Raw genomic sequence first — 22,763 nt, 5'->3', positions numbered from 1 at the left:
GTGCCGGGTGCGTCCAGGGAGTGCCGCGGTATGCGGAAGGTGCCGGATGCGTCCACGGGGTGCCCCGGTATGCGGAAGGTGCCGGATGCGTCCACGGGGTGCCCCGGTATGCGGAAGGTGCCGGATGCGTCCACGGGGTGCCCCGGTAGGCGGAAGGTGCCGGATGCGTCCACGGGGTGCCCCGGTAGGCGGAAGGTGCCGGATGCGATGTACAGATGGTTGCCGGGTGCCTTCGCGCGTGCAGAGACGAGTACCAGCGCGCGCGCGTGCACAGACGGGCGCCAGGCCCCTGGCTCTACCTGCGTCAGTTGCCTGACCGCCCCTACCCGCTACCTGCTACCCGTATGTGCTTGGGCTGTTCCAGTATTCCTAGGACTCACAGGGCCAGTTTCAGGGGCTGTGCGGTCCTCTTGCGGCACATAGGCTGGAGCCGATTACATAACGCGAGGAGCGCATCATGAGGATTGCTGTCACTGGGGGAACCGGAAAATTAGGCAGGAGCGTGGTCCGCCGGCTGACGCAGGACGGCCACCACGTGCTCAACATGGACCGCGCAGGCAAGAGGGGCCACGGCTACGTAAACGTAGACCTCCGCAACTATGGCGAGGTCCTGGACGTCGTCCTTGGTTTGGACGACCAACACAGCGGCTTGGACGCGATCGTCCATTTGGCCGCCATCCCCGCACCGGGGTTGGCTCCGGACGCCGCAATTTTTGAAAACAACATGCTCTCCACCTACAACGTCTTCCAGGCAGCCCGGCGAGCGGGCATCAAGAAAGTGGTTTATGCCTCCAGCGAGACAGTCCTGGGGCTCCCTTTCGATATCGACCCTCCCTACATTCCTGTAGACGAGGAGTACGCGGCGCGGCCTGAGAGCACCTACTCCCTGGTGAAACACCTCGAGGAGCAGATGGCCATCCAGCTCACGCGCTGGGACCCGGCGTTGAGCATCACCGCGCTCAGGTTCTCCAACGTGATGGACCCCGAGGATTACGACGCCTTCCAGTCCTTCGACTCGGACGCCACCCTTCGCAAGTGGAATCTGTGGGGCTATATCGATGCCCGCGACGGCGCCCAGGCAGTGGTTCGCGCCTTGGAGAAAAGTGCAGCCGGTTTCGAGACCTTCATCATCGCCGCTTCGGACACCGTGATGAGCCGAAGCAGCGCCGAACTTGCCGCCGAAGTCTTTCCCGGCGTCGAGGTTGTCAAGGAACTGGGCCAGAACGAAACCATGCTGTCCATCGACAAAGCCCGGCGGCTCCTTGGCTTTGAGCCGGAATACAGCTGGCGCGATTACCACTCCAACCGGAACACGCCCACAGAGGACTAAACACGCGGGCTAGAAAACGCAACGGCCCACCCCTTAGCCGCAGTTTCCTGCAAGCACTCGTAAAGGGGTGGGCCGGCGCAGCTTCCTACATTCGTGAAGCTAGACCATAGTCAACACCATGGCGGGGTCGGACAGGATAGCGCCAAGGTCGGCCAGGAATCGTGAACCCTGTTCCCCATCCACCAAGCGATGGTCGAAGGACAAGCTCAGGGACATCACCTGGCGTACGGCGATCTCATCATCGACCACCCACGGCGCCTTCCTCACGGCACCCAAGGCCACAATGGCCGCCTCCCCCGGATTCAGGATGGGCGTTCCGGCGTCGATCCCAAATACTCCGATGTTGGTGATGGAGATGGTGCCACCCGAAAGATCTGACGGAGACGTCTTGCCGGCACGTGCTGTGTCCGTGAGTTCCGACAGCGCAGTGGCAAGTTCCCGCAGGGTCAGGCGATCGGCATCCTTGATGTTCGGTACCGTCAGGCCTCGCGGCGTAGCGGCCGCGATGCCAAGGTTGACGTAGTTGAACTGGATGATCTCCTGGCGCGCCTCGTCCCAACGGGAATTCAACGTTGGGTTGTTTCGTAGCGCTATCAGGACCGCCTTGGCCGCAACGGTAAGCGGAGTGAGCTTGTAGCCCTCAAACGCTTTGCTTGCCTTGAGCCGCGTGAGCAATTCCATGGTGGCGGTGACATCGATCGTCAGGAATTCCGTCACATGCGGCGCGGTGAAAGCGCTCTGCACCATGGCAGCGGCCGTGAACTTCCGGACACCCTTGATAGGCGTGCGCGTTTCACGCTCGCCGGTGGCTGCCGGCCCCGTTGGTACTGCGCTTGTGCCTTCCGGCTCACCCGCGAAGTTCTGGACGTCTTCCCGCGTGATGAGTCCCCCTGGACCAGTGCCGGGAACCAGCTGGAGGTCAATTCCAAGATCGCGCGCCAGCTTACGGACCGGCGGTGTGGAACGTGGACGCTCTGCAGGGACATCGTCGGATTTGGGCCTTGCCTGCACTGTTGTTGCCGCAGCCTGCACAAGGCCGCGGGCACGGCGGACCGGGCGCCCGGTCTCCTCGACGACGGCGCCATAGCCCACCAGGTTCGGCTCCCTCTTGGCGGGGGTCGCGTCAGCCTCAGGCGACTCGGCCTGTGACGTTGGAGATTGTGGCGTTTGAGATTGCGGCATTTCAGGTTGTGGCGCTGCGGCCTTGGTCTCGACGGCGGTCGGGTTGCCACCGCCGTTGGCGTTGCCCCCGTTGGAGGCCCCGGCGTCGTCCACTTCGAAGGAGACGATCGGCTTGCCGACCTCCACCACGGAACCAGGCTGCTCATGCAGGGCCGCTACGACGCCGGCGAAAGGCGACGGCAGCTCAACGACGGCCTTGGCCGTCTCAACCTCCGCGATGACCTGATTGAGGGTGACGGTGTCCCCCACTGCGACCTTCCAGCTAAGGATTTCCGACTCGGTCAGGCCTTCGCCAAGGTCCGGCAGCCTGAATTCCTTGATCATGGTAGCGGTCATCCTTCCAGTCCACTCAGGGAGTTGTGGCGGCCCAACGTGCGGTCCACGCCATCCAGAATCCTGTCCAGGTCCGGCAAATGGTGCATCTCAAGCTTCGAATAGGGATAGGGAACGTCGAAGCCAGTAATGCGGACGGGTGCGGATTCCAGGTAGTTGAAGCAGCGCTCGGTAATGCTGGCCGCAATTTCCGCTCCGAGGCCACCATTTTGGCCGGCCTCGTGCGTGATGACCAGCCGGCCTGTCTTGCGCACGGATGCCTCAACCACCGGGTAGTCAACCGGGGACAACGAGCGCAGGTCGATGACTTCCACGGAAATTCCTTCATCAGCTGCAGCCTGTGCCGCAGCCTTGGCGGTCTTTACCAGAGGGCCGTAAGCCACCAGGGTGACGTCCGATCCGGCGTTGACCACTGCCGCTTTGTCCAATGGCATCGCTTGGGAGAGGTCGATGGACTCATCGACATCACCCTTGTCGTGGTAGCGGCGCTTGGGTTCGAAATAGAGAACAGGATCATCGGAGGCAATGGCCTGCTGGATCATTGTGTAGGCGTCCTGCGGGTTGGACACCGCCACTACCCGAAGCCCTGAAGTGTGGGTGAAGTAGGCTTCCGGCGATTCCGAGTGGTGCTCCGGCGAGCCAATGCCACCACCGAAAGGAACGCGGATGGTGATCGGCATCTTGACCCGCCCCTGCGTCCGGTAGTGCATCTTGGCCACCTGGCTGACGATCTGATCGAAGGCAGGATAGATGAAGCCGTCGAACTGGATCTCGCACACTGGGCGGTAGCCCCGGTAGGCCAGGCCCACTGCGGTTCCGATGATGCCGGACTCGGCCAGCGGCGAATCGATCACCCGGTGCTTTCCAAAGTCCTTCTGGAGTCCGTCGGTGACACGAAAGACACCGCCGAGGGAACCAATGTCCTCGCCCATGAGGATGACTTTGGGATCGTTTTCCAGGGACTTGCGAAGGCCGGCGTTGATTGCCCGGGCAAATGTGAGCTTGGACATCAGAGTGCACCTTCCTCGACGGGCTGGTTGAAACTGCTCAGGTAGCGCGAATAGTGATCCTTCTGGCGTTCAATCCAGGAGTTGGGTGTGCTGTAGACGTGGTTAAAAACGTCCAACGGCTGGGGATCGGGCATATTGACGCAACTGGTTCGGAGCTCGGCTGCGACGGCGTCGGCCTTGGCTTTGACTCTGCCTTCCAGTTCTTCAGTGAGCAGGCCCTTGGCGTCGAGGAGCCGCCGCAGACGGAGGATGGGATCCTTGGCAGCCCAGTCCTCCAGCTCGTTCGGGTCACGGTATCGCGTGGGATCATCGGCCGTAGTGTGCGGGCCCATGCGGTAGGTGACCGCTTCGATAAAGGTTGGGCCGCCGCCGCTGCGGGCACGGTCCAAAGCCCAGCGGGTAGCAGCCATGACGGCGAGGACATCGTTTCCGTCAACGCGCAGGCTGGGGATACCGAACCCTGTTGGCCTGTCGGCCAGTTGAACGTGGGACTGCACGCGCACGGGTTCGGAAATAGCCCAATGGTTGTTCTGGCAGAAGAAGACCACGGGAGCCTGGAAACTGGCCGCAAACACCATGGCCTCGCTCACGTCGCCTTCGCTTGTGGCGCCGTCCCCGAAGTAGGCCAGTACTGCCGTGCTGGCGCCGTCCAACTGGACGCCCATGGCGTAACCAGTGGCGTGGAGGCTCTGGGAACCAATGATGATTTGGGGTGTCGCCATGTTGATCCGTTGGGGATCCCAGGCGTACAAGGCGTTTCCGCGCCATACCTGGGCGATCTCTGAGACGTGCGCGCCGCGGATGTACGCCACGCCGCTTTCACGGTAGCTGGGGAAGACAAAGTCGTCGTCGCGCAAGGAGCGGCTTGAGCCGATCTGGGCTGCTTCCTGCCCAAGCAGCGGCGGCCACAGGGCCAGTTCGCCCTGCCTCTGGAGGGCTGTGGCCTCGGTGTCGATGCGGCGGATGACTGTCATGTCCTCAAACAAGGAGCCCAATTGTTCATCGCCGATGTCCTTGATCCAAAGATCAAATTCCGGGTGGCTGATCCGTTCGCCTTCCGGCGACACCAGCTGAAGGAGGTTGCCCCCCGTCCGCAAAGGATTTTGTGCACTTTGTCCGGGGCGCGGAGCGTCATTTTGCACTCCCTTGCCCGCCTTATCCGTTAACACAGGTGATCGCAACCTTCCGGCTAGGTTTTGCCGACCCTGCTGGACTTGTGATCCAAGCGCAGACCGGCCCCCTGGCTCCTTCGCCAGCGTTAATTGTGACCCTACTCACAAGACGCATCGGGTACAACTACCGTTGAAAAACTTGAGCATTCTGCCATGTTGGGAGTGGCCAAGCCGTGCTAATCTTGCGCATTATGCAACCTTTGGATGGCACTGACACACGGCTCCTTTCAGCGATGGCAAAGGATCCCAGAGGGACCGTTGTGGCCCTCGCCCAGAAACTTGGTTTGTCGCGCAATACTGTCCAGGCACGCATGGCCCAACTCGAGAAGAAGCACGCATTCCTCTCCTTTGAGCGGCGAATCAATCCGGTTGCCCTCGGCTACCCCCTTACGGCGTTCATCACCGTGCATGTCCAGCAACAGAAACTCGCCTCGCTCGCGAAGGATCTTGCGGACATCCCGGAGATCCTGGAAGGTTTCGGGCTGACCGGATCAGCCGACTTGCTCCTGCGTGTGGTGGCGCTGGACGCCGAAGACCTCTACCGGATCAACGGCAAGATCCTTGCATGCGACGGCGTTGACCGCACCGATACTGCCTTGGCGATGCGGGAAATGATTCCGTACCGGGTGCAACCCCTGCTGGGCCGGCGCTCCGAAGGCTGACACCCCCCGTTTTCACCTGCTGTTACTACCCTTTGGCCCTTGCCTGTGGAACTGCGGATGCGATTTGATTCAGGTGGACGCATCGGGGGCCGGCCAGCGGTTCCTGGCTACGTGGTGGCGCTGCCGCAGGCTGCCGAAAGGGGCACTACAGTGAGCAACCCGCAAGAACCGAATGGTCGCGACGAAACCCGACACAGCGGAAGCGAATACGGCCAGAACCCACCGCCCGTCCCGCCCGGCCCCGGGTACCCCCAACCAAACGGGACTCCACCGCAGTGGCAACAGCCGCCGTCGTCCCCGGGTCCCCAGGGCCAGTATGCGCCGGGACAATATCCGCCTGACCAAAACCCGTACCCGCAAGGCCAGTACCCCCAGGGGCAGTATGCGCCCGGCCAGTACCCACCCGGGCAGTACCCACCCGGCCAGTATCTACCCGGCCAGTACGGCCAACAGCTTCCGCCGCCGGCCAAGAGCAAAAAGGTGCTTTGGATTGTCCTGGGCATTGTGGCAGGAGTGATCGTCCTGGCCGTGGTGGGCATCCTGGTGCTGGTGAACGTTGTGGGCGGCGCGACGTCGAAGGCGAGGTCTTTGGCTGACGAGTTCACCAATCTGGTGGTTTCAGGGCAAACAGAGCAGGCCTACGACAACTACCTGCACCCGGCCTTGAAGGAAGAACTGGATAAGCAGTCCTTCATCGACGGTATTGCCAGCCTGGAACTTGATGATTCCTGCAAGCCAAATTACAACTCCGTCAGCGTGAATTCGGATAACGGGAATAACAAAGCGGACATCGCGGGAACCTTGCAGTGCACCGGCAAGACCATCGATCTCAAGTACGTTTTCGAGGGCACCAACGATCTCAAAATGAGCAGCATCCGCCTCCGTCCATAAGGGCGGGAAAAAATATTCCGGTTTCCACCCATCCGCAGCAACGCATGGTCCGAATCACTGCTTGAGAGCCCCGCCCGGGGCTCCACAGGACGGCCGGGAACACCCGGCCATCACCGGAAGGTTCGGACCAATGCGTACTTCGCCCAATCGCTTGATCGCCACCATCTTCGGAGCCGTATACCTCTTGGTAGGCGTGCTCGGATTCTTCGTCACCTCAGGAACCGGCTTCTTCGCCACTGAAGGTGCCAACCTGATCATCTTCGCGGTGAACCCCCTGCACAACGTCATTCACCTGGCCATTGGTGCCGCCCTTCTTTATGCAGGTATGAACAGTGTCACGCTTTCCAAATCCGTCAACACGGCGGTGGGCGGTGTCTACCTGCTGGTAGGTATCCTCGGGCTGTTCCTCGTGGGAACTTCGCTGAACATCATCGCCCTGAACGGGGCAGATAACGTGCTGCACCTGGCCAGCGCTGTGGTGCTTCTGGGCGTTGCCCTGTCCCAGGACAAGGCCGTCGTAGCCTCAGCCCGCGCCTGATCACAGAACCCCTGATCACGGACCCATCGAGACCGAGGACAGCGCCATGGCAGCCAAATATCACCCCACGCTGAACGCCACTGCATTGTTGTTCGTCTACTTCGCAGCCATGGCCGGCGCGATAGTGGAGCTGTCCATTGCGGCCGGCTACCTCACGGAAGCCGGCGCACCTGGCATGGTGTTTGCCGGCGTGGTGGCCCTCGCAGCCGGGCTGGCCTTCCTGGCGTGGTCTTTGTGGGGACTCCACCGGAACTCCCTTGTCTTGCGCCGGCTTGCCTTTCCAGCTTTGCTGGTTGCCGCCGCTGCCCACATCACTGTCCTTGCAGGGGGTTTGGCGGCCAGTGAAGGCTCGCTTGGAGTGAGCCATCTTGTGGCTCTGGGACTAACTCTGATGGCACTTGGCGGAGGCGGTTGGCTGGGCCGGCAGCAAAAGACCAACGACGGCGGCGCCCACGGCCTGCCGAGGACCGGGCGGCTTCTGGCAGCCGCGTTCGGGGCCGCCGTCGTTGTTGCATCGGTGGCCACGCCGGGATTGGCCGCATCCATGGCCGGCCAGCACGCCGTTCCCCATGGGGAGCATGGACTGGCGCCCTCGGAAGGAACACCTCCCGGACTGGTTCCAGGCGGCCACCACCAGAAGTAATAGCCCGGACCGGCGCACCGTCAACATTGCCCTCTGTTGATGGTGCGCCCGGTTCGTGGATCATGGAGCCATGGATCCCGTTGAGGCGCTCGAAGAAATCTCCTTTTGGCTGGAACGCGGCCAAGCCCCCACTTTCAAGGTCCAGGCCTTCAGGAAAGCGGCCGACGCCGTGCGGCAGCTTCCGCCCGACGAGCTGGCCAGGCTCGTCCGAAATGGAAGAGTCACCAGCCTGAAAGGTGTTGGGGACCGAAGCGCGGAAGTCATTACCCAGGCAATGGAAGACAGGGTGCCCGACTATCTGGCCGACCTTCGCGAGCGTGGCGCGGAATCGTTGGCATCCGGCGGCGACACGCTCAAGGCAGCGTTACGCGGCGACCTGCACAGCCACAGCAACTGGTCCGACGGCGGTTCACCCATTGAAACCATGGTGGCTGCTGCCAAAACCCTGGGCCGTGAATACCTGGCCCTTACTGACCACTCCCCCAACCTGACCATCGCCAACGGCCTCAGCGTAGAACGGCTTGAAAAGCAGCTGGGTGTGGTGGAAGGGATCAACGCCAATCAGGACGGCTTCCGCCTGCTCAAAGGCATCGAAGTGGACATCCTTGAGGACGGGACACTGGACCAATCGCCGGAAATGCTGGACCGGCTGGACGTGGTGGTGGCCAGTGTCCACTCGAAGCTGCGCGCGGACAAGAAGACCATGACCAAGCGGATGCTTGGTGGAATAAGTGATCCACACACGAACGTCCTGGGGCATTGCACTGGCCGTCTGGTCCAAGGATCCCGCGGCACTAGGCCCGAGTCCGAATTCGATGCCGCCAAGGTCTTCACCGAATGTGCCGAGTGGGGTGTCGCCGTCGAAATCAACTCACGGCCGGAGCGGCAGGACCCTCCGGACGCACTGATCAAGATGGCGCTTGATGCCGGCTGCCTGTTCAGCATTGACAGTGATGCCCATGCCCCCGGCCAGCTCGATTTCCTTCAATACGGCGCCGAACGTGCCGAGGCGCTTGGCGTGCCTAAGGAACGGATCGTCACCACATGGCCGTTGGAGCAGTTGAAGGAATGGCTCAGCCTTAAGAAGTGAGTTACTGCTGGCGCGTCTGGGGGCTCCCCGCCGTATGGCAGAGGAGCCCCCGCGTTTGGCCCTGATTCTTGGTGAACTTAGTGCTCCACCGCTTTCTCTGCACCGACACCTGTCAGCGAGCGGACTTCCATCTCCGCTTGTTTGGCTGGATCCTCACGGCGCTTGTCCAGGACGGTCCCCAGCCAGCCCAGCAGGAAGGCAAGAGGGATCGATACGATGCCTGGGTTGCTCAGCGGGAAGAACGCGAAGTTGGCTCCCTGGATCATGGACGTCTTTGCACCGGAGACCACGGGCGAGAACGTGATGAGCAGGATGGCCGAGGCCAATCCGCCGTACATGCTCCATACGGCGCCCTGCGTGGTGAACTTCCGCCAGTACAACGAGTAAACGATGGTTGGCAGGTTGGCCGAAGCTGCCACTGCGAAGGCGAGAGCCACCAGGAAGGCCACGTTCTGGCCGTTGGCGAAGATACCACCCAGGATGGCCAGGATGCCGATCACTACTACGGTGCGCCGGGCCACCTTGACCTCTGTGGTTGCATCGGCTTTGCCCTTGGAGATGACGTTCGCGTAGATATCGTGGGCGAACGAGGCTGCCGCCGTGATGGTCAGGCCCGCAACAACGGCAAGGATGGTGGCGAAAGCAACGGCGGAGATGAAGCCAAGCAGCAGCGGCCCGCCGAGGTGGAAGGCCAGCAGGGGCGCGGCAGAGTTGACGCCGCCTGGGGCCGATTTGATGGTGTCTGCTCCAACCAAAGCTGCAGCACCGTAACCCAGCACCAGCGTGAACAGGTAGAACAGGCCGATCAGCCAGATCGACCAGACCACGGATTTGCGTGCTTCCTTGGCGGTGGGAACCGTGTAGAAACGCATCAAAACGTGTGGGAGGGCAGCTGTGCCCAGGACCAACGCCAAGCCCAGGGACATGAAATCAAGCTTGGACGTCTCCGTCTTGCCGTACTGCAGGCCTGGGTTGAGAACGGCAGGGTTGTTGGCTGCCTCAGCCGCGGAACCGAGCAGGTTGGAGAGATTGAATCCGTAGATCGCCAGCACCCAGGCAGTCATGACTGCAGCTCCAGCGATCAGCAGGATGGCTTTGATGATCTGCACCCACGTGGTGCCCTTCATGCCTCCGATGAGGACGTACATGATCATCAATGCGCCGACGACGATGATCACCAAAGCTTGTCCGCCCCAGTCGCTGATGCCCAGGAGGAGCGAAATCAAGCTGCCGGCTCCTGCCATTTGCGCGAGGAGGTAAAAGAAGCAAACCGCGAGTGTGGAGAGGGCAGCCGCTATGCGGACCGGCCGCTGGCGCAGCCTGAAGGACAAGACATCGGCCATGGTGAACTTGCCGGTATTGCGCAAGAGCTCGGCCACGAGGAGCAACGCCACCAACCAGGCGACAAGGAAGCCGATTGAGTAAAGGAACCCGTCATATCCGTTGATCGCAATGGCGCCAGTGATACCGAGGAACGAGGCCGCAGAAAGGTAGTCGCCCGCAATCGCGGTGCCATTCTGTGAACCGGTGAAGGAACGGCCGGCCGCATAGTAGTCGGCCGCGGTCTTGTTGTTCCTGCTTGCCCGGAAGACGATCACCATGGTGACCGCCACGAAGAGGGCGAAAATGCCCATGTTGAGGAGCGTCGTATCCTTCAATGCTGCGACGTTGACCGCGGGGACAACGGTGCTGATGTGGTTCGTGTTCATTTGGCTGCCCCGCGGATCATGTTGCCATCCTTATCGAACTGGTGGCCCTCGATCTCATTGCGGATCGATGCCGCGATGGGGTCCAGCTTCCTGTTGGAGTAGCTCACGTACCAAGCAGTGATGCCGAAAGTGGTGACGAATTGGAGCAGCCCGAGGATCAGGCCGACGTTGATGTTGCCCCAAACTTTGATGGACATGAAGCCGACGGCGTAGTCGGCCAAGAGAACGTAGGCGAAATACCAGAGCAGGAACGCCACTGCCATCGGGAAGACAAACCTGCGGTGCCGCTTGCGCAGCGTCTTGAACCGTTCCGTCTGCTGGACTTCCTGGAAGTCCACGGACGCTGTTGCGTCTTGGGGTTGGGCCTCATTACCCATGGTTCCTCCTGATTGTGATGTGTCCACATCAGCTCCACACGCTTTGCCAATGTGACTGCAATCACTATCGAACGGGCTGTGCCAGCGGTTCCAGAGAACCAGCGGCCACCGTCGCCCAGCGGTCAGGATGCTGCGCCGAACGGTGGGATGTGAGAGAACATTGGGGAAAACCCGGTGGGATGTGAGAGAACGTTGGGGAAAACGGCGCAGGATGTGAGCGGGCATCCGGCTACGCTGGCTCTATGCCTGACTCCCCGCTCTTCACCGCAGCCGCGATCGCCGTGATCGTGCTGGCCGTCGCCGTCGTCGTGGGTGTTGGGCTGAAGGTGATCCGTTCCTTCCGGGACCTGGGCACGGATGCTGAACGGGCCACATACAACACACTTCATGCCGCCTCGCGTGCTGGGCAGCATCTGCGTGGCGGGCTGCAGGCGGCCGGCGCGGCCAAGGCGAGCAAGCAACTGCGAATGCTGCTGGGCTGCGACGCGTTGGCCATTACCGATACCGATTCGGTCCTTGCATGGGACGGGTTTGCCGAGGAGCTGCGGCCTTCCCTCATGGGCCTCGCCGCGGAAGTGCTGGCGACGGGCCGGACTGCCGTGGTGCCCCACGCCGGCCATTCGGCCTCCGCAAGATCCGAGCACGGCCACCACGATTTCAGTGCCGTCATTGCCCCCATCCGTGCCGGCTCCAAAGTTGTCGGATCGGTGGCGGCATTGGCGCCTGCGGCCGGAGCCGGCTTGGTACGGGCCACCGGCGAAGTGGCTGACTGGATTGCCGCCCAGCTTGAACTGGCTGAGTTGGAGGCTTCCCGGACCCTGCTGATGGAGGCGGAAGTCCGGGCTCTTCGTGCCCAAATCAGCCCGCACTTCATTTACAACTCCCTGAACGCGATCGCTTCCTTCATCAATACCGATCCGGCCCGGGCAAGGGAGCTAGTGGTGGAGTTCGCCGACTTCACCAGGTACTCCTTCCGAAGGCACGGCGACTTCACCACCGTGGCCGAGGAACTGCGCTGCATTGACCGCTACCTTCTTCTGGAACGGGCCCGGTTCGGCGAGCGCGTGCAGGTGAGCCTTCGGATCGCACCCGAGGTGCTGAGCACGGTCATACCGTTCCTTTCCCTGCAACCGCTGGTGGAGAATGCGGTCCGGCACGGTCTTGAGGCGAAGGAAGGCCCCGGACACATCACCATCTGCGCCAACGATTCCGGCGCGTTCGCTGAGGTCACTATCGAGGACGACGGCGTGGGGATGGACCCGGAGCACCTGCGGTCCGTGCTTGCCGGACATACAGACGGTGAGCACGTAGGCCTGCGGAATGTCGACGCCCGCTTGCGGCAGGTCTATGGGGACGAGCACGGCCTCGTCATCGAAACGGCCCCGGGCGAGGGGACGCTGATCACCATGCGGGTCCCCAAATCCCAGCCCGGACATGACGCCTGACACACCGGGCTAATCTTTAATCATGATCAACGTGCTCGTCGCTGACGACGAACTGCCTGCCGTGGAGGAGCTCGCTTTCCTGCTGGGGCAGGATGCGCGCATCGGCACCATCCACCGGGCGTCGTCCGGGGCCGAGGCTTTGCGGACGTTGGAACGGGAGTCCGTTGACGCGGTGTTCCTCGACATCCATATGCCGGCCCTTTCCGGTTTGGACATCGCCCGCGCCATTGCGCGCAGCAGCAGCCCGCCCGCCGTCGTCTTTGTCACTGCTGACGAAGACTGCGCGTTGGAGGCGTTCGACCTCGCTGCCATTGACTATCTCCTCAAGCCGCTGCGTGCCGAAAGGCTGGCACGTTCCGTTGACCGGATCAGCGAGCTGATCAAGGACGGGGCTCCTGCTCCCGAAATGATCACGGTGGACCTGGGCAGCACCACCCGCATGATCCGTCGCGATGATGTCAGCTATGTGCAGGCACAGGGCGACTACGCCAGGCTGCACACGGCCGAAGCCAGCTACCTGATCCGTGTCCCCCTCAGCGATCTGGAACAGAAGTGGGCGGAAGCCGGTTTCATCAGGATCCACCGCAGCTACCTGATTGCGCTCAACCATGTGGGTCATCTGAAGCTCTCTGCCACTTCCCCCAGCGTAAGAGTTGCCGGTGCGGAACTGCCCATCAGCCGGCGCCACCTGCCATCGGTGCGGGACAAGCTGCAATCCACGCGCATCCGGCCACAAGGATGACGCGCGTTCGGGTCACAGCACCACGCCAATCAGCGAAACCGGCTCCCCTGCGCTTCCCCTATGGTGGCGAAGTCGCCGAGGATTCGGACGTGGGACGTGTTTTCGTCCGCTCCCTTATCCGCTCGCAGTTGCGGCTTGCCCTGGTGGTGGCCTGCGGCTTCCTGCTGATCCTTGCTTCGTTCGCGGTGTTCCTGGTCTTCGGACCAGGGGTTGCTGAGACAAGGATCCTGGGCATTCCGCTCGACTGGCTGTTGCTGGGGGTGGGGATCTACCCTGTGATCGGCCTCAGCGCCTGGCTTTACAACCGTGCGGCCGCACGCAATGAAGCGCGCTATAAGGACCTTGTGGAGGACAAGTGAACCCTGCTGTTGGCTTGGTCGCCTTCCTGGCAGTTTCGATCACGACGGCGGTCATCGGCTTCTACGGACTGCGCATCTCACGCACCACGGGTGACTTCTATGTTGCCTCGCGGACAGTCCCGCCGTGGTGGAACGCCTCAGCGATTGGCGGCGAATACCTCTCGGCTGCGAGTTTCCTGGGAGTCGCGGGACTGATCCTGCTGTCCGGAACCGATGCCTTGTGGTTCCCTGTTGGTTACACCGCGGGCTACCTCATGCTGTTGCTTTTCGTTGCCGCTCCCCTGCGGCGCTCCGGCGCGTACACCATCCCTGACTTCACCGAGGCGCGGCTGGATTCCAGGATGGTTCGACGCGTCACAAGCCTTGTGGTGGTGGCCGTCGGCTGGCTGTACATCGTGCCCCAGCTTCATGGCGCTGCGCTCACCATCCGCATAACCACGGGACTGCCATCGTGGGTAGGTTCGACGGCGGTGGTGCTGGTGGTGTGCCTGACGGTGGTGGCTGGTGGGATGCGTTCCATTACGTTCGTTCAGGCTTTTCAGTACTGGCTCAAGCTGACTGCGTTGGCCGTTCCTGTGATCTTCGTGCTCCTGGTGCTGGCTGGAAACGGCACTTCTCAGCAAGCCCAACTCCCGGTCAATCCCACCGGCCAACCAGCGGCCAGCGCCTATCAGAACATTTCGCTCATGGTGGCATTGCTTTTCGGGACACTGGGCCTGCCGCACGTCTTGGTGCGCTTCTACACAAATCCCGATGGACAATCCGCACGCCGTACTACACTGATCGTCCTGGGGCTGCTCTCCGTGTTTTACCTCTTCCCCACGCTTTCCGGCGCGGTGGGCAGAATCTTCGCCCGGAACTTGCACAGTCCGGACAAGCCGATGCGTTGGTCCTGCTGTTGCCCGGCAAGCTCGTGGGAGGAACAGCAGGTGAACTCCTCTCAGCGCTTGTGGTCGCCGGCGCCTTCGCCGCGTTCCTCTCCACCACGTCCGGGCTGGTGGTTTCGCTCTCGGGCGTCATCAGCCAGGACCTCTTCGGAGGAAGCGTCCGGGGATTCCGCCTCGCAGCGCTGCTTGCCGCCGTCGTGCCCTTGGGTTTTGCCTTCATGACAGACACCCTGGCCCTGGCGGGGAGTGTTGGACTCGTCTTTGCCTTTACTGCGTCCACCATTTGTCCCGTATTGCTGCTGGGAATCTGGTGGCGCGGGCTGACCGATGCCGGGGCAATTGCAGGGATGGTGACCGGCGCGCTGCTGTGCGGCGGGGCCATGGTGGTTAGCACGGTCATGGGCCAGGGCAATGCACCTGCCTGGCTGGCCCAACCGGCTGCATGGACGGTCCCGGCGGCTTTCGCAACGACAGTGGCAGTCTCACTCTGGACCAAAAACCGCGTGCCCGCTACCGTGAACCGCGTAATGTCCCGCCTGCACGTTCCGGAACGGCCCGTAGCTACCGAACGCTAAGCGCAGGCAGCTGTTGTCCGCGCAGCGCCTGTTGTCCGTGCATTGCGGCAGGGTGGACAATGGCGCCATGTCCGAAGAACCGGGTGCAGCCAACTCCGAACTTCCGGTGAGCCAGCCGGCAGCTGCCCAAGCTTCGGCTTCCCCGAGCATACGGGCGCAATTGCTGGCCACCGAGCACTGGAGCCTGCTTGCCTCAAGGAGCACTACGCAAGGTGAGGTCCTCACGCGTATCAGCATGTTCCTGACCTTCACGTCGGCCAGCCTGCTGAGTGTGGCACTGGTGGGTCAGGCTACGCAATTCTCCGACGCCTTCAGGGCATTCGCGCTGACTATCCTCACCATTGACCTTATGGTGGGGCTCTTAACCCACATACGCGTCATGAGCGTGGGGATGGAGGACCTGATGTATGTCATTGCCATGAACCGGTTGCGCGCCGCATATCTGGATCTGGACCCCGGCATTGCCAGGTACCTTATGGCTGGATCCCACGATGACGAGGAAGGCGCCAAACGGACGTATTACTTCTTCGGCGGCAGGAAGGACTTCAGTCAGGTTGCCGGCAGCAGCATGGTGTTCATGGCGACCGTAAACGCAGCCCTGATCGCCTTGTTGGTGGGCTCGGCGCTGTTGGTTGCAGGACTGCCGGCCGTTGTAGCGGTGAGCGTCGCCGTAGTGGCAGCACTGGCTTTTTTCGTTACAGCGCTGGCCCGTGGAAGGCGCCGCTACCTCGATGCGTGGAAGAACAACCCACCCATCTCTCCAACGCCACGGTAGTTTTGCGGACTTCTTAGTCGATGGCCGCCATCAGTTCAACCACACGGTCAAGGAATGCATCCACCTGGGCTTCCTCATAGCCTTCGTCACCCTTGGCCGCACGGAAGACTGCACGACGAACGGTGTCCACGCTGAGGGGCTGATCGTGTTCCAGGTAACCGATAAGTTCGGCGCAGAGTGCGTCCACATCCTGGACGTTGTAGCTGCGGACTTTCTTCTTGGCCGGGCGGCGGAACCGTTCGCCGTCGGGCCGGTGCAGCCGTCCGCGAAGGATGCCGGAAAGTTTACCGATCTGCCGCAGCCAGGCTTCCTCGCCCTGCTGGCTGATGAGGTCGTCGCGTTCCCGGCGTGCGAAGGCGTCCTCAAGCCGGTCCAAGGCAGCGTCGACGCTGTTGGCGTCGTAACCACCCTTGACCGGGTCAAAAGCTACATCGCGCACGTCCGTGCTGGACACTTGATCTGCGGCACCCACAGGGTTCTCGAAAGACGTCCTGGCGCGGCTAAGGAACGCATCCACTTGCTTGGCGTTGTAGCCGTACTTGCTGCGCTCAACGCGATCGAACGTTGCGGGAATCTGGCGACGAATATCCAAAGCCACTAATTTTCCTTCATCGGGGTTGTCAGACGCCGCTCAGCAGCGCGAACAGAACATAGGCTACAGGAGCCGCGAAGACGATCGAGTCCAAACGGTCCATGACGCCGCCGTGGCCAGGGAGGATGCTGCTCATGTCCTTCACGCCCAGTTCGCGCTTGACCATGGACTCGGCGAGGTCTCCCGCCGTCGAAGCAGCAACCATGCCGGTAGCCAGCACCAGGCCAACCCACCACGGTTTGTCCAAAATGAGGACACACGCGAGAACGCCAATGATCATGGCGCCCGCGACAGAACCCGCAAATCCTTCCCACGACTTTTTGGGACTGATCTTCGGTGCCATGGGGTGCTTCCCGAAGGAAGCGCCAACGATGTAACCGAACGTGTCGTTCGAAACGACCAGAAGCAGCATGGTGGCAATCTGCCAGGCTCCCTCTGGAATCCCGTCCGGCCATAGGCCGACTGGAGTCGCGCCACCGCTTGCATGCAGTGGGAGCGCCGCGAAGCTGATCAGGAACGGTATCCAGGCGAGAGTGAAGACACCCGCGAAAACGCTTCGGGGAGCACCTGCAGCACTCTCGATGGAGCGCCACAGCAGAACCGCGACGCAGCTTGCGGTCATGGTGAACAGCAAGCCTTCCAAACCGCCGAAGTAGGCGGAAACCGGCATCACCAGCGTTCCGATCATCACAGGGATGATCGGCATCCTGGTTCCCTGGGCCTCAAGGGCCCTGAAGACTTCCCAAACGCCCAGCACCGCAAACGATGTGGTGAGCAGGACGAAGCCAAGCGGAAGGAAAAGCAATCCCCCAAGAACGGCGAAAAGCATGGCAAGCCCGACGCCGATGGCGGCCGGAAGATTGCGGCCTGCCTTCGGCGTCGGGTTACCTCGCAAACGCCTGACGCGTTTGCTCGTATCGCGTGTCGGGACCCTCCCAGCGGGTGCCGGCTCTGCCTGGTTCATTAGACCTCGAGCAGCTCGGCTTCCTTGCGCTTGAGCAGTTCGTCGATGCTGTCGACGTGCTGCTTGGTGATGGCGTCGAGTTCCTTCTCGCCGCGCGAACCTTCGTCCTCGCCGGCGTCGCCATCCTTGACGAACTTGTCAATTGCGTCCTTGGCCTTGCGGCGGATGCTGCGGATGGAGACCTTGGCGTCTTCACCCTTGCCCTTGACGATCTTGACGTACTCCTTGCGGCGCTCCTTGGTGAGCTCCGGGATGGTGACACGGATGATGTTGCCGTCGTTGGAGGGGTTGGCGCCAACTTCGGAATCGCTCAAGGCTTTCTCGATGTCACGCAGGGCCGTCTTGTCGTACGGCGTGATGAGGATGGTCCGTGCGTCCGGAACTGCGAAGGATGCGAGCTGCTGCAGCGGAGTGGGAGTGCCGTAGTACTCCACGATCACCTTGTTGTAGAGCCCTGGGTTTGCCCGGCCCGTACGGATCGAGGCGAAATCTTCCTTGGCTACCTCAACCGCCTTGTCCATCTTCTCGCCGGCTTCGAGCAAGGTCTCTTCGATCACGGGTTTCTCCTCAGAAAATAGTCGCTGCCCAACTGCGGGCGGCAATGCACGTTACAGGAATGCACAGTAAAGATCCGCCACGAGGGGCGGACGGTCCTAGAAATATCCTAGCCGCTGCTAGGGAGTAACCAGGGTTCCCAGCGTTTCACCCAGGATGGCGCGGGTAACGTTGCCCTCGCCCTCCATGCCAAAGACCACCATGGACAGGTTGTTGTCTTTGCACATGGTCATGGCCGTCTGGTCCATCACACGGATGTCCCGGCGCAGGGCGTCGTCATAGCTGAGGACATCAAGCTTTTCGGCAGATGAATCCTTCTTGGGATCTGCGGTGTAGACGCCATCCACACCGCTCTTGGCCATCAGTACGACGTCGGCGTGGACTTCGAGGGCGCGCTGGGCAGCTACCGTGTCCGTGGAGAAGTACGGCAGGCCGGCTCCTGCACCGAAGATGACCACGCGGCCCTTTTCCATGTGGCGGATGGCCCTGCGCGGAATGTACGCCTCTGCCACCTGGCCCATGGTGATGGCGCTTTGGACACGGGTTTCCACGCCTGCTTGCTCCAGGAAGTCCTGCAGCGCGAGGCAGTTCATGACCGTGCCAAGCATACCCATGTAGTCCGCACGGGACCGGTCCATGCCGCTCTGGGATAGTTCGGCTCCGCGGAAGAAGTTTCCACCGCCAACCACAATGGCTACTTCAACGTCAGCGACGGCAGCAGCGATCTGCTTGGCAATAGCGCGGACGGTTTCAGGATCGACGCCGAGCTTGCCTCCGCCGATGACCTCGCCGGAAAGTTTCAGAAGTACACGGCGGCGGGTCTTCTCGGGCTGGATTGCAGTATTGACGGTTTCCATGGTGCCTTCCCGTTGGTGGACTCTGGCTAGATTATCGTGCTGTGGGTCCGCGCAGATACTACCCGGACGGGTGCATGAAAAAGGGGCGGCCACCGAAGTGACCACCCCTTTTCATGAATTACTAGTTTCCGACGCGGAAACGGGATACTGCGGTTGCCTTGACGCCGGCTTCTTCGAGGACCTGTGCAACGGTCTTCTTGGAATCCTTGGCGAATGCCTGGTCAACCAGGACCTCACCCTTGTAGAAGCCCGTCACGCGGCCTTCGACGATCTTGGCGAGTGCAGCTTCCGGCTTGCCTTCAGCCTTGGCGGTCTCTTCAGCAATGCGGCGCTCGGACTCGACCAGTTCGGCCGGGACGTCTTCGCGGGTCAGGTAGTTCGGAGCCATGGCTGCCACGTGGACGGCGATGTCGTGTGCTGCGGTGGCAGCGGCTTCGCCTTCGCCGTCCACAGCGAACAGGACGCCGACCTGTGCAGGAAGGTCCTTGGAGGTCTTGTGCAGGTAAGCGTCAACCGTGGTGCCCTCAACGCGGGAAATACGGCGGACAACAACCTTTTCGCCGAGGACAGCGCCCTCTTCGATGACGATCTCGGACAGCGGCTTGCCGTCGACCTCGGTGGCGAGCAGGGTTTCGAGGTCGGCAGCGCCGGACTCGACTGCAACGTTGAGGACCTTGTCAGCCAGCTGGATGAACTTGTCAGCCTTGGCGACGAAGTCGGTCTCGCAGTTGACCTCGATCATTACGCCCACGCCGTCGGTAACCTTGGCAGCAACCAGGCCCTCTGCGGTGGAGCGGCCTTCGCGCTTGGTAGCACCCTTGAGGCCCTTGATGCGGATGATCTCGATGGCCTTCTCGGCGTCACCGTTGGCCTCGTCAAGAGCCTTCTTGACGTCCATCATGCCGGCGCCGGTGCGCTCGCGCAGGGCCTTGATGTCAGCAGCAGTGTAGTTCGCCATGTGAACCCCTCTGTCTAGAAAGTTGTGTGTTTACGGACTGACAGGACGGCAGCCCACCATGTGGGCCGCCATCCTGTCAGATGCCCCCGATGCCGTTTCCGGCCTCAGGGAAGGTCCAGATTTACTTGGCTGCTTCGGCTTCGCCGGCTGCAGCTTCAGGAGCCTCGGCAGCCTCGGCGGCCGGAGCTTCTTCAGTCTTGCTGCCTTCGAGGAGCTCGCGCTCCCACTCGGCCAGCGGCTCTTCCGGAGCCTCGGTGGTGCCGGTGGCGCGCTGGTTGCGGGCGATGAGGCCCTCAGCAACGGCGTCGGCAACAACGCGGGTGAGCAGGTTGACGGAGCGGATGGCGTCGTCGTTGCCCGGGATCGGGAAGTCAACTTCGTCGGGATCGCAGTTGGTGTCCAGGATGGCAACAACCGGGATGTTCAGCTTCTTGGCTTCGTCGACAGCAAGGTGTTCCTTCTTGGTGTCAACAACCCACAGAACAGACGGGGCCTTGGTCAGGTTGCGGATACCACCGAGGTTGGACTCAAGCTTGGTGAGTTCGCGCTTGAGGAGCAGGAGCTCCTTCTTGGTGTAACCGGAGCCGGCGACGTCCTCGAAGTTGATCTCTTCGAGTTCCTTCATGCGCTGGATACGCTTGGCGACGGTCTGGAAGTTGGTGAGCATACCGCCCAACCAACGCTGGTTGACGTACGGCTGGCCAACGCGGGTAGCCTGCTCGGCAATTGCTTCCTGAGCCTGCTTCTTGGTGCCGACGAACAGGACGGTGCCGCCGTGGGCGACAGTAGCCTTGACGAACTCGTAGGCGCGGTCGATGTAGGACAGCGACTGCTGGAGGTCGATGATGTAGATGCCGTTGCGCTCCGTGAAGATGAAGCGCTTCATCTTCGGGTTCCAACGACGGGTCTGGTGTCCAAAGTGGACGCCGCTGTCAAGCAGCTGACGCATAGTTACGACGGGCATGCCGACGCTCCTTCCGGCAGGTCATTCATGAGAGAGCCCATGGGGCTGCTCTTACCCTGCCAATAGTTGACGGTTGTTTAGCCTTTGCCCGGACGGGCGCGGCTCCTGGCATCCATTGCGCTTCTCATCCGGAATGGAGCCGCAAAGGCTCAACCGGACCGCAAGAGGCACAATCCTCCGCAGCCTAAAGCCAAGCGGCTTCGCTGGTGGAGGGCTGGATACGCGTAGTCAGCTCTGGACCCTCACATATCTGAATGAGACATGTTCCTGAATTAGCTTGAGGGCACAGCAAACTGCTCCACCAAGTGTACTACAGCGGCACCACTCGTTTGACCTCCCGAACCCGGATGTTGTCGGGGACATTGTCCACATAGGACAGTCCAGGGATGGCACGGCAGGGCGCGACCGGAAAGCCTTGCTACATGGCCATTTTGAAGCTTTCCATTTCCCTGCTCATCCTCGCCGCGACTGTGGTTGGAGGCCCCGGCGCATCCACACCCACAGGCGAGCGCTGGAGCTGGCCCCTCTCCCCCAAACCCGGAGTCGTTCGGACGTTCGATCCGCCAGAGAAGCCGTGGCTCAGCGGGCACCGCGGCGTAGACCTGGGGCCAGTGCTCGACGGCGCTTTGGTCGCCTCGCCTGCCGACGGCGTGGTGACCTTTGCCGGCGTCGTGGTTGACCGTCCGGTCCTCACGATCGATCATGGCGACGGACTCCGGAGCAGCTTTGAACCCGTGACGAGTGACCTGAAGCCCGGAGATCGCGTACGCAAGGGCGAGTCCATTGGCTCCGTGGCGCTGGCGCACTGCAGCGGAACACCCTGCCTTCATTGGGGCGTCCGCCGCGGCGAGGACTACGTGAACCCTTTGGGATTCGTGGAAGACCTGCGGCCTTCCATCCTGCTGCCCTTGGACCAGGTCCTCACCGCCAAAGGACCACCTAGACGATCGCGGACACGCCGGTGATGGCGCGTCCGGTCACCAGGGTGTTGATCTCATGGGTGCCTTCGTAGGAGTAGATGGCCTCGGCGTCGGAGAATATCTTGGCCATTTCGTAATCCGTGACGATGCCGTTGCCGCCCAGGATGCCGCGGCCAAGGGCAACACTTTCGCGCATGCGTGCGGTAGTGAATGCCTTCGCCAATGCTGACTGCTCGTCCTTTGCAACCCCCGCATCCTCAAGCTGCGCCAACCGCACCATCATGCCCATTGACGCCACCGCATTGCCCAGGATCTGAACCAACTGGTTCTGCACCAACTGGAAGACTGCCAAGGGCCTGCCAAATTGCTGGCGCTCCACTGCGTAGGCTCGGGCCACATCGAAGGCAGCGAGCTGAAGCCCCACGGCTTGCCAGGCGACGGCAAGGCGGGTGACCTTGAGGACTTTGTTGGTATCGCGGAAGCTGTTGGCGTTGGCCAGCTTGAAGAAGTCCGGGACCACCACGTTGTCCAGGACGATGTCCGCGTTCTGAACAGTACGCAGGGAGATCTTGTTCTCGATCTTGCGTGCCGAGTATCCGGGAAGCGAGGTGTCCACGAGGAATGCCTTGACCTGGTTGTCTTCCACATCCTTGGCGTAGATGACTACCCAATCGGAGAACGTGGCGTTGCCGATCCAGCGCTTGGCCCCGTTGAGGATCCAGTGGTCCCCCTCGCGCCGCGCCGTGGTCCGGGTACCGCCGGCCACATCTGAACCACCCAGAGGCTCAGTCAGGCCGAAAGCGCCGATCTTCTTCAGGGAGTAAATGTCCGGAAGCCAGGCATCCTTCTGCTCCTGGGAAGCCAGGGCCTCGATAGAGCCCGTGAATAGCCCATCATGCACTCCCATGAACGTCGCGATCGATGCATCGGCACGGGTCACTTCAGCGTGGAGGACGCCCGCAAACAGATTGGAGTACCCCTGCCGGCGCACCGGGCTGACCAGATCGAGTTCGGCGAGCTTGGGAATGAGGTCCATGGGGAATTCGGCGCGGTTCCAGCAGTCCACGGCGATGGGCTTGACCTCGCGCGCCAGGAACTGGCGGACCTCGGCCAGACGATCCTGCTCCTTGCCCGTCAGCAATTGCTCAAAGGCGTAAAAGTCACCATCAGCATAGGGGAGGTTGTTGGCATCAAATGCAGCGTTGGACATGTGCGCTCCTTCAAGGGTGGTGG

23 protein-coding genes and 1 pseudogene are annotated in these 22,763 nt (G+C 61.8%); 12 read left to right on the top strand and 12 right to left on the bottom strand.

The features are described 5' to 3' along the window. Window positions 1-457: 457 nt before the first annotated feature. Entirely contained in the window at window positions 458-1,330 is an 873-nt protein-coding gene (locus tag J2Y41_RS08060) for an NAD(P)-dependent oxidoreductase (protein ID WP_309927839.1), read from the top strand. A gap of 99 nt (window positions 1,331-1,429) precedes the next feature. Here J2Y41_RS08060 and J2Y41_RS08055 read toward each other — a convergent pair whose 3' ends face one another. Genes J2Y41_RS08055 through pdhA form a run of 3 tightly spaced genes read right to left on the bottom strand, consistent with a single transcriptional unit; the run spans window position 1,430 to window position 5,024 of the window. Beyond that, window positions 1,430-2,848, bottom strand: a complete 1,419-nt coding sequence (locus J2Y41_RS08055) for a dihydrolipoamide acetyltransferase family protein (protein WP_309927837.1) — start codon at window positions 2,846-2,848, stop codon at window positions 1,430-1,432. Further along, entirely contained in the window at window positions 2,845-3,855 is a 1,011-nt protein-coding gene (locus J2Y41_RS08050; protein ID WP_224166957.1) for an alpha-ketoacid dehydrogenase subunit beta, read from the bottom strand. Before J2Y41_RS08050 ends, J2Y41_RS08055 begins: the two co-directional genes overlap by 4 nt. Continuing rightward, window positions 3,855-5,024, bottom strand: coding sequence for a pyruvate dehydrogenase (acetyl-transferring) E1 component subunit alpha (pdhA, locus tag J2Y41_RS08045; protein ID WP_396133494.1), 1,170 nt, complete (start codon window positions 5,022-5,024; stop codon window positions 3,855-3,857). Before pdhA ends, J2Y41_RS08050 begins: the two co-directional genes overlap by 1 nt. Window positions 5,025-5,218: 194 nt before the next feature. On the opposite strand from pdhA, the gene J2Y41_RS08040 reads away from it, so the two are divergent. The 5 genes from J2Y41_RS08040 (at window position 5,219) to J2Y41_RS08020 (ending at window position 8,851) form a co-directional block, all read left to right on the top strand. Then, window positions 5,219-5,689: an Lrp/AsnC family transcriptional regulator gene (locus J2Y41_RS08040; RefSeq protein ID WP_224092218.1), complete on the top strand. Its 471-nt coding sequence runs from the start codon at window positions 5,219-5,221 to the stop codon at window positions 5,687-5,689. Window positions 5,690-5,839: 150 nt separating this feature from the next. Then, a complete protein-coding gene (locus tag J2Y41_RS08035) occupies window positions 5,840-6,580 on the top strand; it encodes a hypothetical protein (protein WP_309927830.1) in 741 nt (246 codons plus the stop codon). A gap of 130 nt (window positions 6,581-6,710) precedes the next feature. Next, window positions 6,711-7,118 (top strand): DUF4383 domain-containing protein, encoded by a 408-nt coding sequence (locus J2Y41_RS08030; RefSeq protein ID WP_223936509.1) that lies wholly within the window; start codon window positions 6,711-6,713, stop codon window positions 7,116-7,118. 46 nt (window positions 7,119-7,164) lie between these two features. Beyond that, the gene (locus tag J2Y41_RS08025; protein WP_309927824.1) at window positions 7,165-7,761 is read left to right on the top strand and encodes a hypothetical protein; all 597 of its coding nucleotides are present in this window, start codon (window positions 7,165-7,167) and stop codon (window positions 7,759-7,761) included. A gap of 70 nt (window positions 7,762-7,831) precedes the next feature. Further along, window positions 7,832-8,851: a PHP domain-containing protein gene (locus tag J2Y41_RS08020; RefSeq protein ID WP_309927823.1), complete on the top strand. Its 1,020-nt coding sequence runs from the start codon at window positions 7,832-7,834 to the stop codon at window positions 8,849-8,851. Between the two features lie 77 nt (window positions 8,852-8,928). Here the strand turns inward: J2Y41_RS08020 and J2Y41_RS08015 are convergent, their stop codons facing one another. Both J2Y41_RS08015 and J2Y41_RS08010 read right to left on the bottom strand, forming a co-directional pair. Further along, window positions 8,929-10,560, bottom strand: a complete 1,632-nt coding sequence (locus tag J2Y41_RS08015) for a cation acetate symporter (RefSeq protein ID WP_309927820.1) — start codon at window positions 10,558-10,560, stop codon at window positions 8,929-8,931. Continuing rightward, window positions 10,557-10,937, bottom strand: coding sequence for a DUF485 domain-containing protein (locus J2Y41_RS08010; protein WP_309927819.1), 381 nt, complete (start codon window positions 10,935-10,937; stop codon window positions 10,557-10,559). The genes J2Y41_RS08015 and J2Y41_RS08010 overlap by 4 nt, the downstream gene beginning before the upstream one ends. Window positions 10,938-11,179: 242 nt before the next feature. On the opposite strand from J2Y41_RS08010, the gene J2Y41_RS08005 reads away from it, so the two are divergent. The 5 genes and pseudogenes from J2Y41_RS08005 (at window position 11,180) to J2Y41_RS07985 (ending at window position 15,720) form a co-directional block, all read left to right on the top strand. Next, on the top strand, window positions 11,180-12,382 hold the full coding sequence (locus tag J2Y41_RS08005; RefSeq protein ID WP_309927816.1) for a histidine kinase: 1,203 nt from the start codon (window positions 11,180-11,182) through the stop codon (window positions 12,380-12,382). A gap of 22 nt (window positions 12,383-12,404) precedes the next feature. After that, window positions 12,405-13,124 (top strand): LytTR family DNA-binding domain-containing protein, encoded by a 720-nt coding sequence (locus J2Y41_RS08000; RefSeq protein WP_224166951.1) that lies wholly within the window; start codon window positions 12,405-12,407, stop codon window positions 13,122-13,124. After that, window positions 13,121-13,483 carry a hypothetical protein gene (locus J2Y41_RS07995; protein WP_224092202.1) on the top strand — a complete coding sequence of 121 codons (363 nt, stop codon included), beginning with the start codon at window positions 13,121-13,123 and terminating at the stop codon, window positions 13,481-13,483. The genes J2Y41_RS08000 and J2Y41_RS07995 overlap by 4 nt, the downstream gene beginning before the upstream one ends. Continuing rightward, a pseudogene (locus J2Y41_RS07990) lies at window positions 13,480-14,945 on the top strand (cation acetate symporter). Before J2Y41_RS07995 ends, J2Y41_RS07990 begins: the two are co-directional and overlap by 4 nt. Window positions 14,946-15,012: 67 nt before the next feature. Continuing rightward, complete coding sequence (locus J2Y41_RS07985; RefSeq protein ID WP_309927811.1) at window positions 15,013-15,720, top strand: hypothetical protein; 708 nt, start codon at window positions 15,013-15,015, stop codon at window positions 15,718-15,720. Window positions 15,721-15,733: 13 nt separating this feature from the next. Here the strand turns inward: J2Y41_RS07985 and J2Y41_RS07980 are convergent, their stop codons facing one another. The 6 genes from J2Y41_RS07980 to rpsB all read right to left on the bottom strand — a co-directional run bounded on the left by J2Y41_RS07980 (window position 15,734) and on the right by rpsB (window position 20,610). Next, window positions 15,734-16,318 carry a DivIVA domain-containing protein gene (locus J2Y41_RS07980; protein ID WP_224166947.1) on the bottom strand — a complete coding sequence of 195 codons (585 nt, stop codon included), beginning with the start codon at window positions 16,316-16,318 and terminating at the stop codon, window positions 15,734-15,736. Window positions 16,319-16,340: 22 nt separating this feature from the next. Then, window positions 16,341-17,276, bottom strand: a complete 936-nt coding sequence (locus J2Y41_RS07975) for a phosphatidate cytidylyltransferase (protein ID WP_224166946.1) — start codon at window positions 17,274-17,276, stop codon at window positions 16,341-16,343. Continuing rightward, window positions 17,276-17,833, bottom strand: a complete 558-nt coding sequence (gene frr, locus J2Y41_RS07970) for a ribosome recycling factor (protein WP_216925335.1) — start codon at window positions 17,831-17,833, stop codon at window positions 17,276-17,278. The genes J2Y41_RS07975 and frr overlap by 1 nt, the downstream gene beginning before the upstream one ends. Before the next feature lie 117 nt (window positions 17,834-17,950). Next, entirely contained in the window at window positions 17,951-18,688 is a 738-nt protein-coding gene (gene pyrH / locus J2Y41_RS07965) for a UMP kinase (protein ID WP_224092194.1), read from the bottom strand. A gap of 121 nt (window positions 18,689-18,809) precedes the next feature. Continuing rightward, window positions 18,810-19,646 carry a translation elongation factor Ts gene (gene tsf, locus J2Y41_RS07960; protein ID WP_224092177.1) on the bottom strand — a complete coding sequence of 279 codons (837 nt, stop codon included), beginning with the start codon at window positions 19,644-19,646 and terminating at the stop codon, window positions 18,810-18,812. 121 nt (window positions 19,647-19,767) lie between these two features. Further along, on the bottom strand, window positions 19,768-20,610 hold the full coding sequence (rpsB, locus tag J2Y41_RS07955) for a 30S ribosomal protein S2 (RefSeq protein WP_309927806.1): 843 nt from the start codon (window positions 20,608-20,610) through the stop codon (window positions 19,768-19,770). Between the two features lie 422 nt (window positions 20,611-21,032). Here rpsB and J2Y41_RS07950 point away from each other — a divergent pair, with 422 nt between their 5' ends. Next, window positions 21,033-21,575, top strand: a complete 543-nt coding sequence (locus J2Y41_RS07950; RefSeq protein ID WP_309927804.1) for a M23 family metallopeptidase — start codon at window positions 21,033-21,035, stop codon at window positions 21,573-21,575. Here J2Y41_RS07950 and J2Y41_RS07945 read toward each other — a convergent pair. Further along, on the bottom strand, window positions 21,550-22,740 hold the full coding sequence (locus J2Y41_RS07945) for an acyl-CoA dehydrogenase family protein (RefSeq protein ID WP_309927802.1): 1,191 nt from the start codon (window positions 22,738-22,740) through the stop codon (window positions 21,550-21,552). The two genes, J2Y41_RS07950 and J2Y41_RS07945, sit on opposite strands and share 26 nt — an antisense overlap. Between the last annotated feature and the right edge of the window lie 23 nt (window positions 22,741-22,763).

It is taken from the genome of Arthrobacter sp. 1088 (genome assembly GCF_031455315.1).
GTDB lineage: Bacteria > Actinomycetota > Actinomycetes > Actinomycetales > Micrococcaceae > Arthrobacter.
The sequence above is the reverse complement of the archived record's forward strand: the minus strand, read 5'-3'. Positions and strand labels throughout refer to the sequence as shown.

Excerpts from the sequence above, each read along its gene's own strand:
- J2Y41_RS08000 (WP_224166951.1), top strand. The coding sequence starts at position 12,405 with ATGATCAACGTGCTCGTCGCTGACGACGAACTGCCTGCCGTGGAGGAG.
- J2Y41_RS08015 (WP_309927820.1), bottom strand. The coding sequence starts at position 10,560 with ATGAACACGAACCACATCAGCACCGTTGTCCCCGCGGTCAACGTCGCA.
- J2Y41_RS08055 (WP_309927837.1), bottom strand. The coding sequence starts at position 2,848 with ATGACCGCTACCATGATCAAGGAATTCAGGCTGCCGGACCTTGGCGAA.
- J2Y41_RS08010 (WP_309927819.1), bottom strand. The coding sequence starts at position 10,937 with ATGGGTAATGAGGCCCAACCCCAAGACGCAACAGCGTCCGTGGACTTC.
- J2Y41_RS08025 (WP_309927824.1), top strand. The coding sequence starts at position 7,165 with ATGGCAGCCAAATATCACCCCACGCTGAACGCCACTGCATTGTTGTTC.
- J2Y41_RS08030 (WP_223936509.1), top strand. The coding sequence starts at position 6,711 with ATGCGTACTTCGCCCAATCGCTTGATCGCCACCATCTTCGGAGCCGTA.
- J2Y41_RS07995 (WP_224092202.1), top strand. The coding sequence starts at position 13,121 with ATGACGCGCGTTCGGGTCACAGCACCACGCCAATCAGCGAAACCGGCT.
- J2Y41_RS07985 (WP_309927811.1), top strand. The coding sequence starts at position 15,013 with ATGTCCGAAGAACCGGGTGCAGCCAACTCCGAACTTCCGGTGAGCCAG.
- J2Y41_RS08050 (WP_224166957.1), bottom strand. The coding sequence starts at position 3,855 with ATGTCCAAGCTCACATTTGCCCGGGCAATCAACGCCGGCCTTCGCAAG.
- J2Y41_RS07975 (WP_224166946.1), bottom strand. The coding sequence starts at position 17,276 with ATGAACCAGGCAGAGCCGGCACCCGCTGGGAGGGTCCCGACACGCGAT.
- tsf (WP_224092177.1), bottom strand. The coding sequence starts at position 19,646 with ATGGCGAACTACACTGCTGCTGACATCAAGGCCCTGCGCGAGCGCACC.
- J2Y41_RS07950 (WP_309927804.1), top strand. The coding sequence starts at position 21,033 with ATGGCCATTTTGAAGCTTTCCATTTCCCTGCTCATCCTCGCCGCGACT.
- J2Y41_RS08040 (WP_224092218.1), top strand. The coding sequence starts at position 5,219 with ATGCAACCTTTGGATGGCACTGACACACGGCTCCTTTCAGCGATGGCA.
- J2Y41_RS08020 (WP_309927823.1), top strand. The coding sequence starts at position 7,832 with ATGGATCCCGTTGAGGCGCTCGAAGAAATCTCCTTTTGGCTGGAACGC.
- J2Y41_RS08060 (WP_309927839.1), top strand. The coding sequence starts at position 458 with ATGAGGATTGCTGTCACTGGGGGAACCGGAAAATTAGGCAGGAGCGTG.
- J2Y41_RS07945 (WP_309927802.1), bottom strand. The coding sequence starts at position 22,740 with ATGTCCAACGCTGCATTTGATGCCAACAACCTCCCCTATGCTGATGGT.
- pyrH (WP_224092194.1), bottom strand. The coding sequence starts at position 18,688 with ATGGAAACCGTCAATACTGCAATCCAGCCCGAGAAGACCCGCCGCCGT.
- J2Y41_RS08005 (WP_309927816.1), top strand. The coding sequence starts at position 11,180 with ATGCCTGACTCCCCGCTCTTCACCGCAGCCGCGATCGCCGTGATCGTG.
- rpsB (WP_309927806.1), bottom strand. The coding sequence starts at position 20,610 with ATGCCCGTCGTAACTATGCGTCAGCTGCTTGACAGCGGCGTCCACTTT.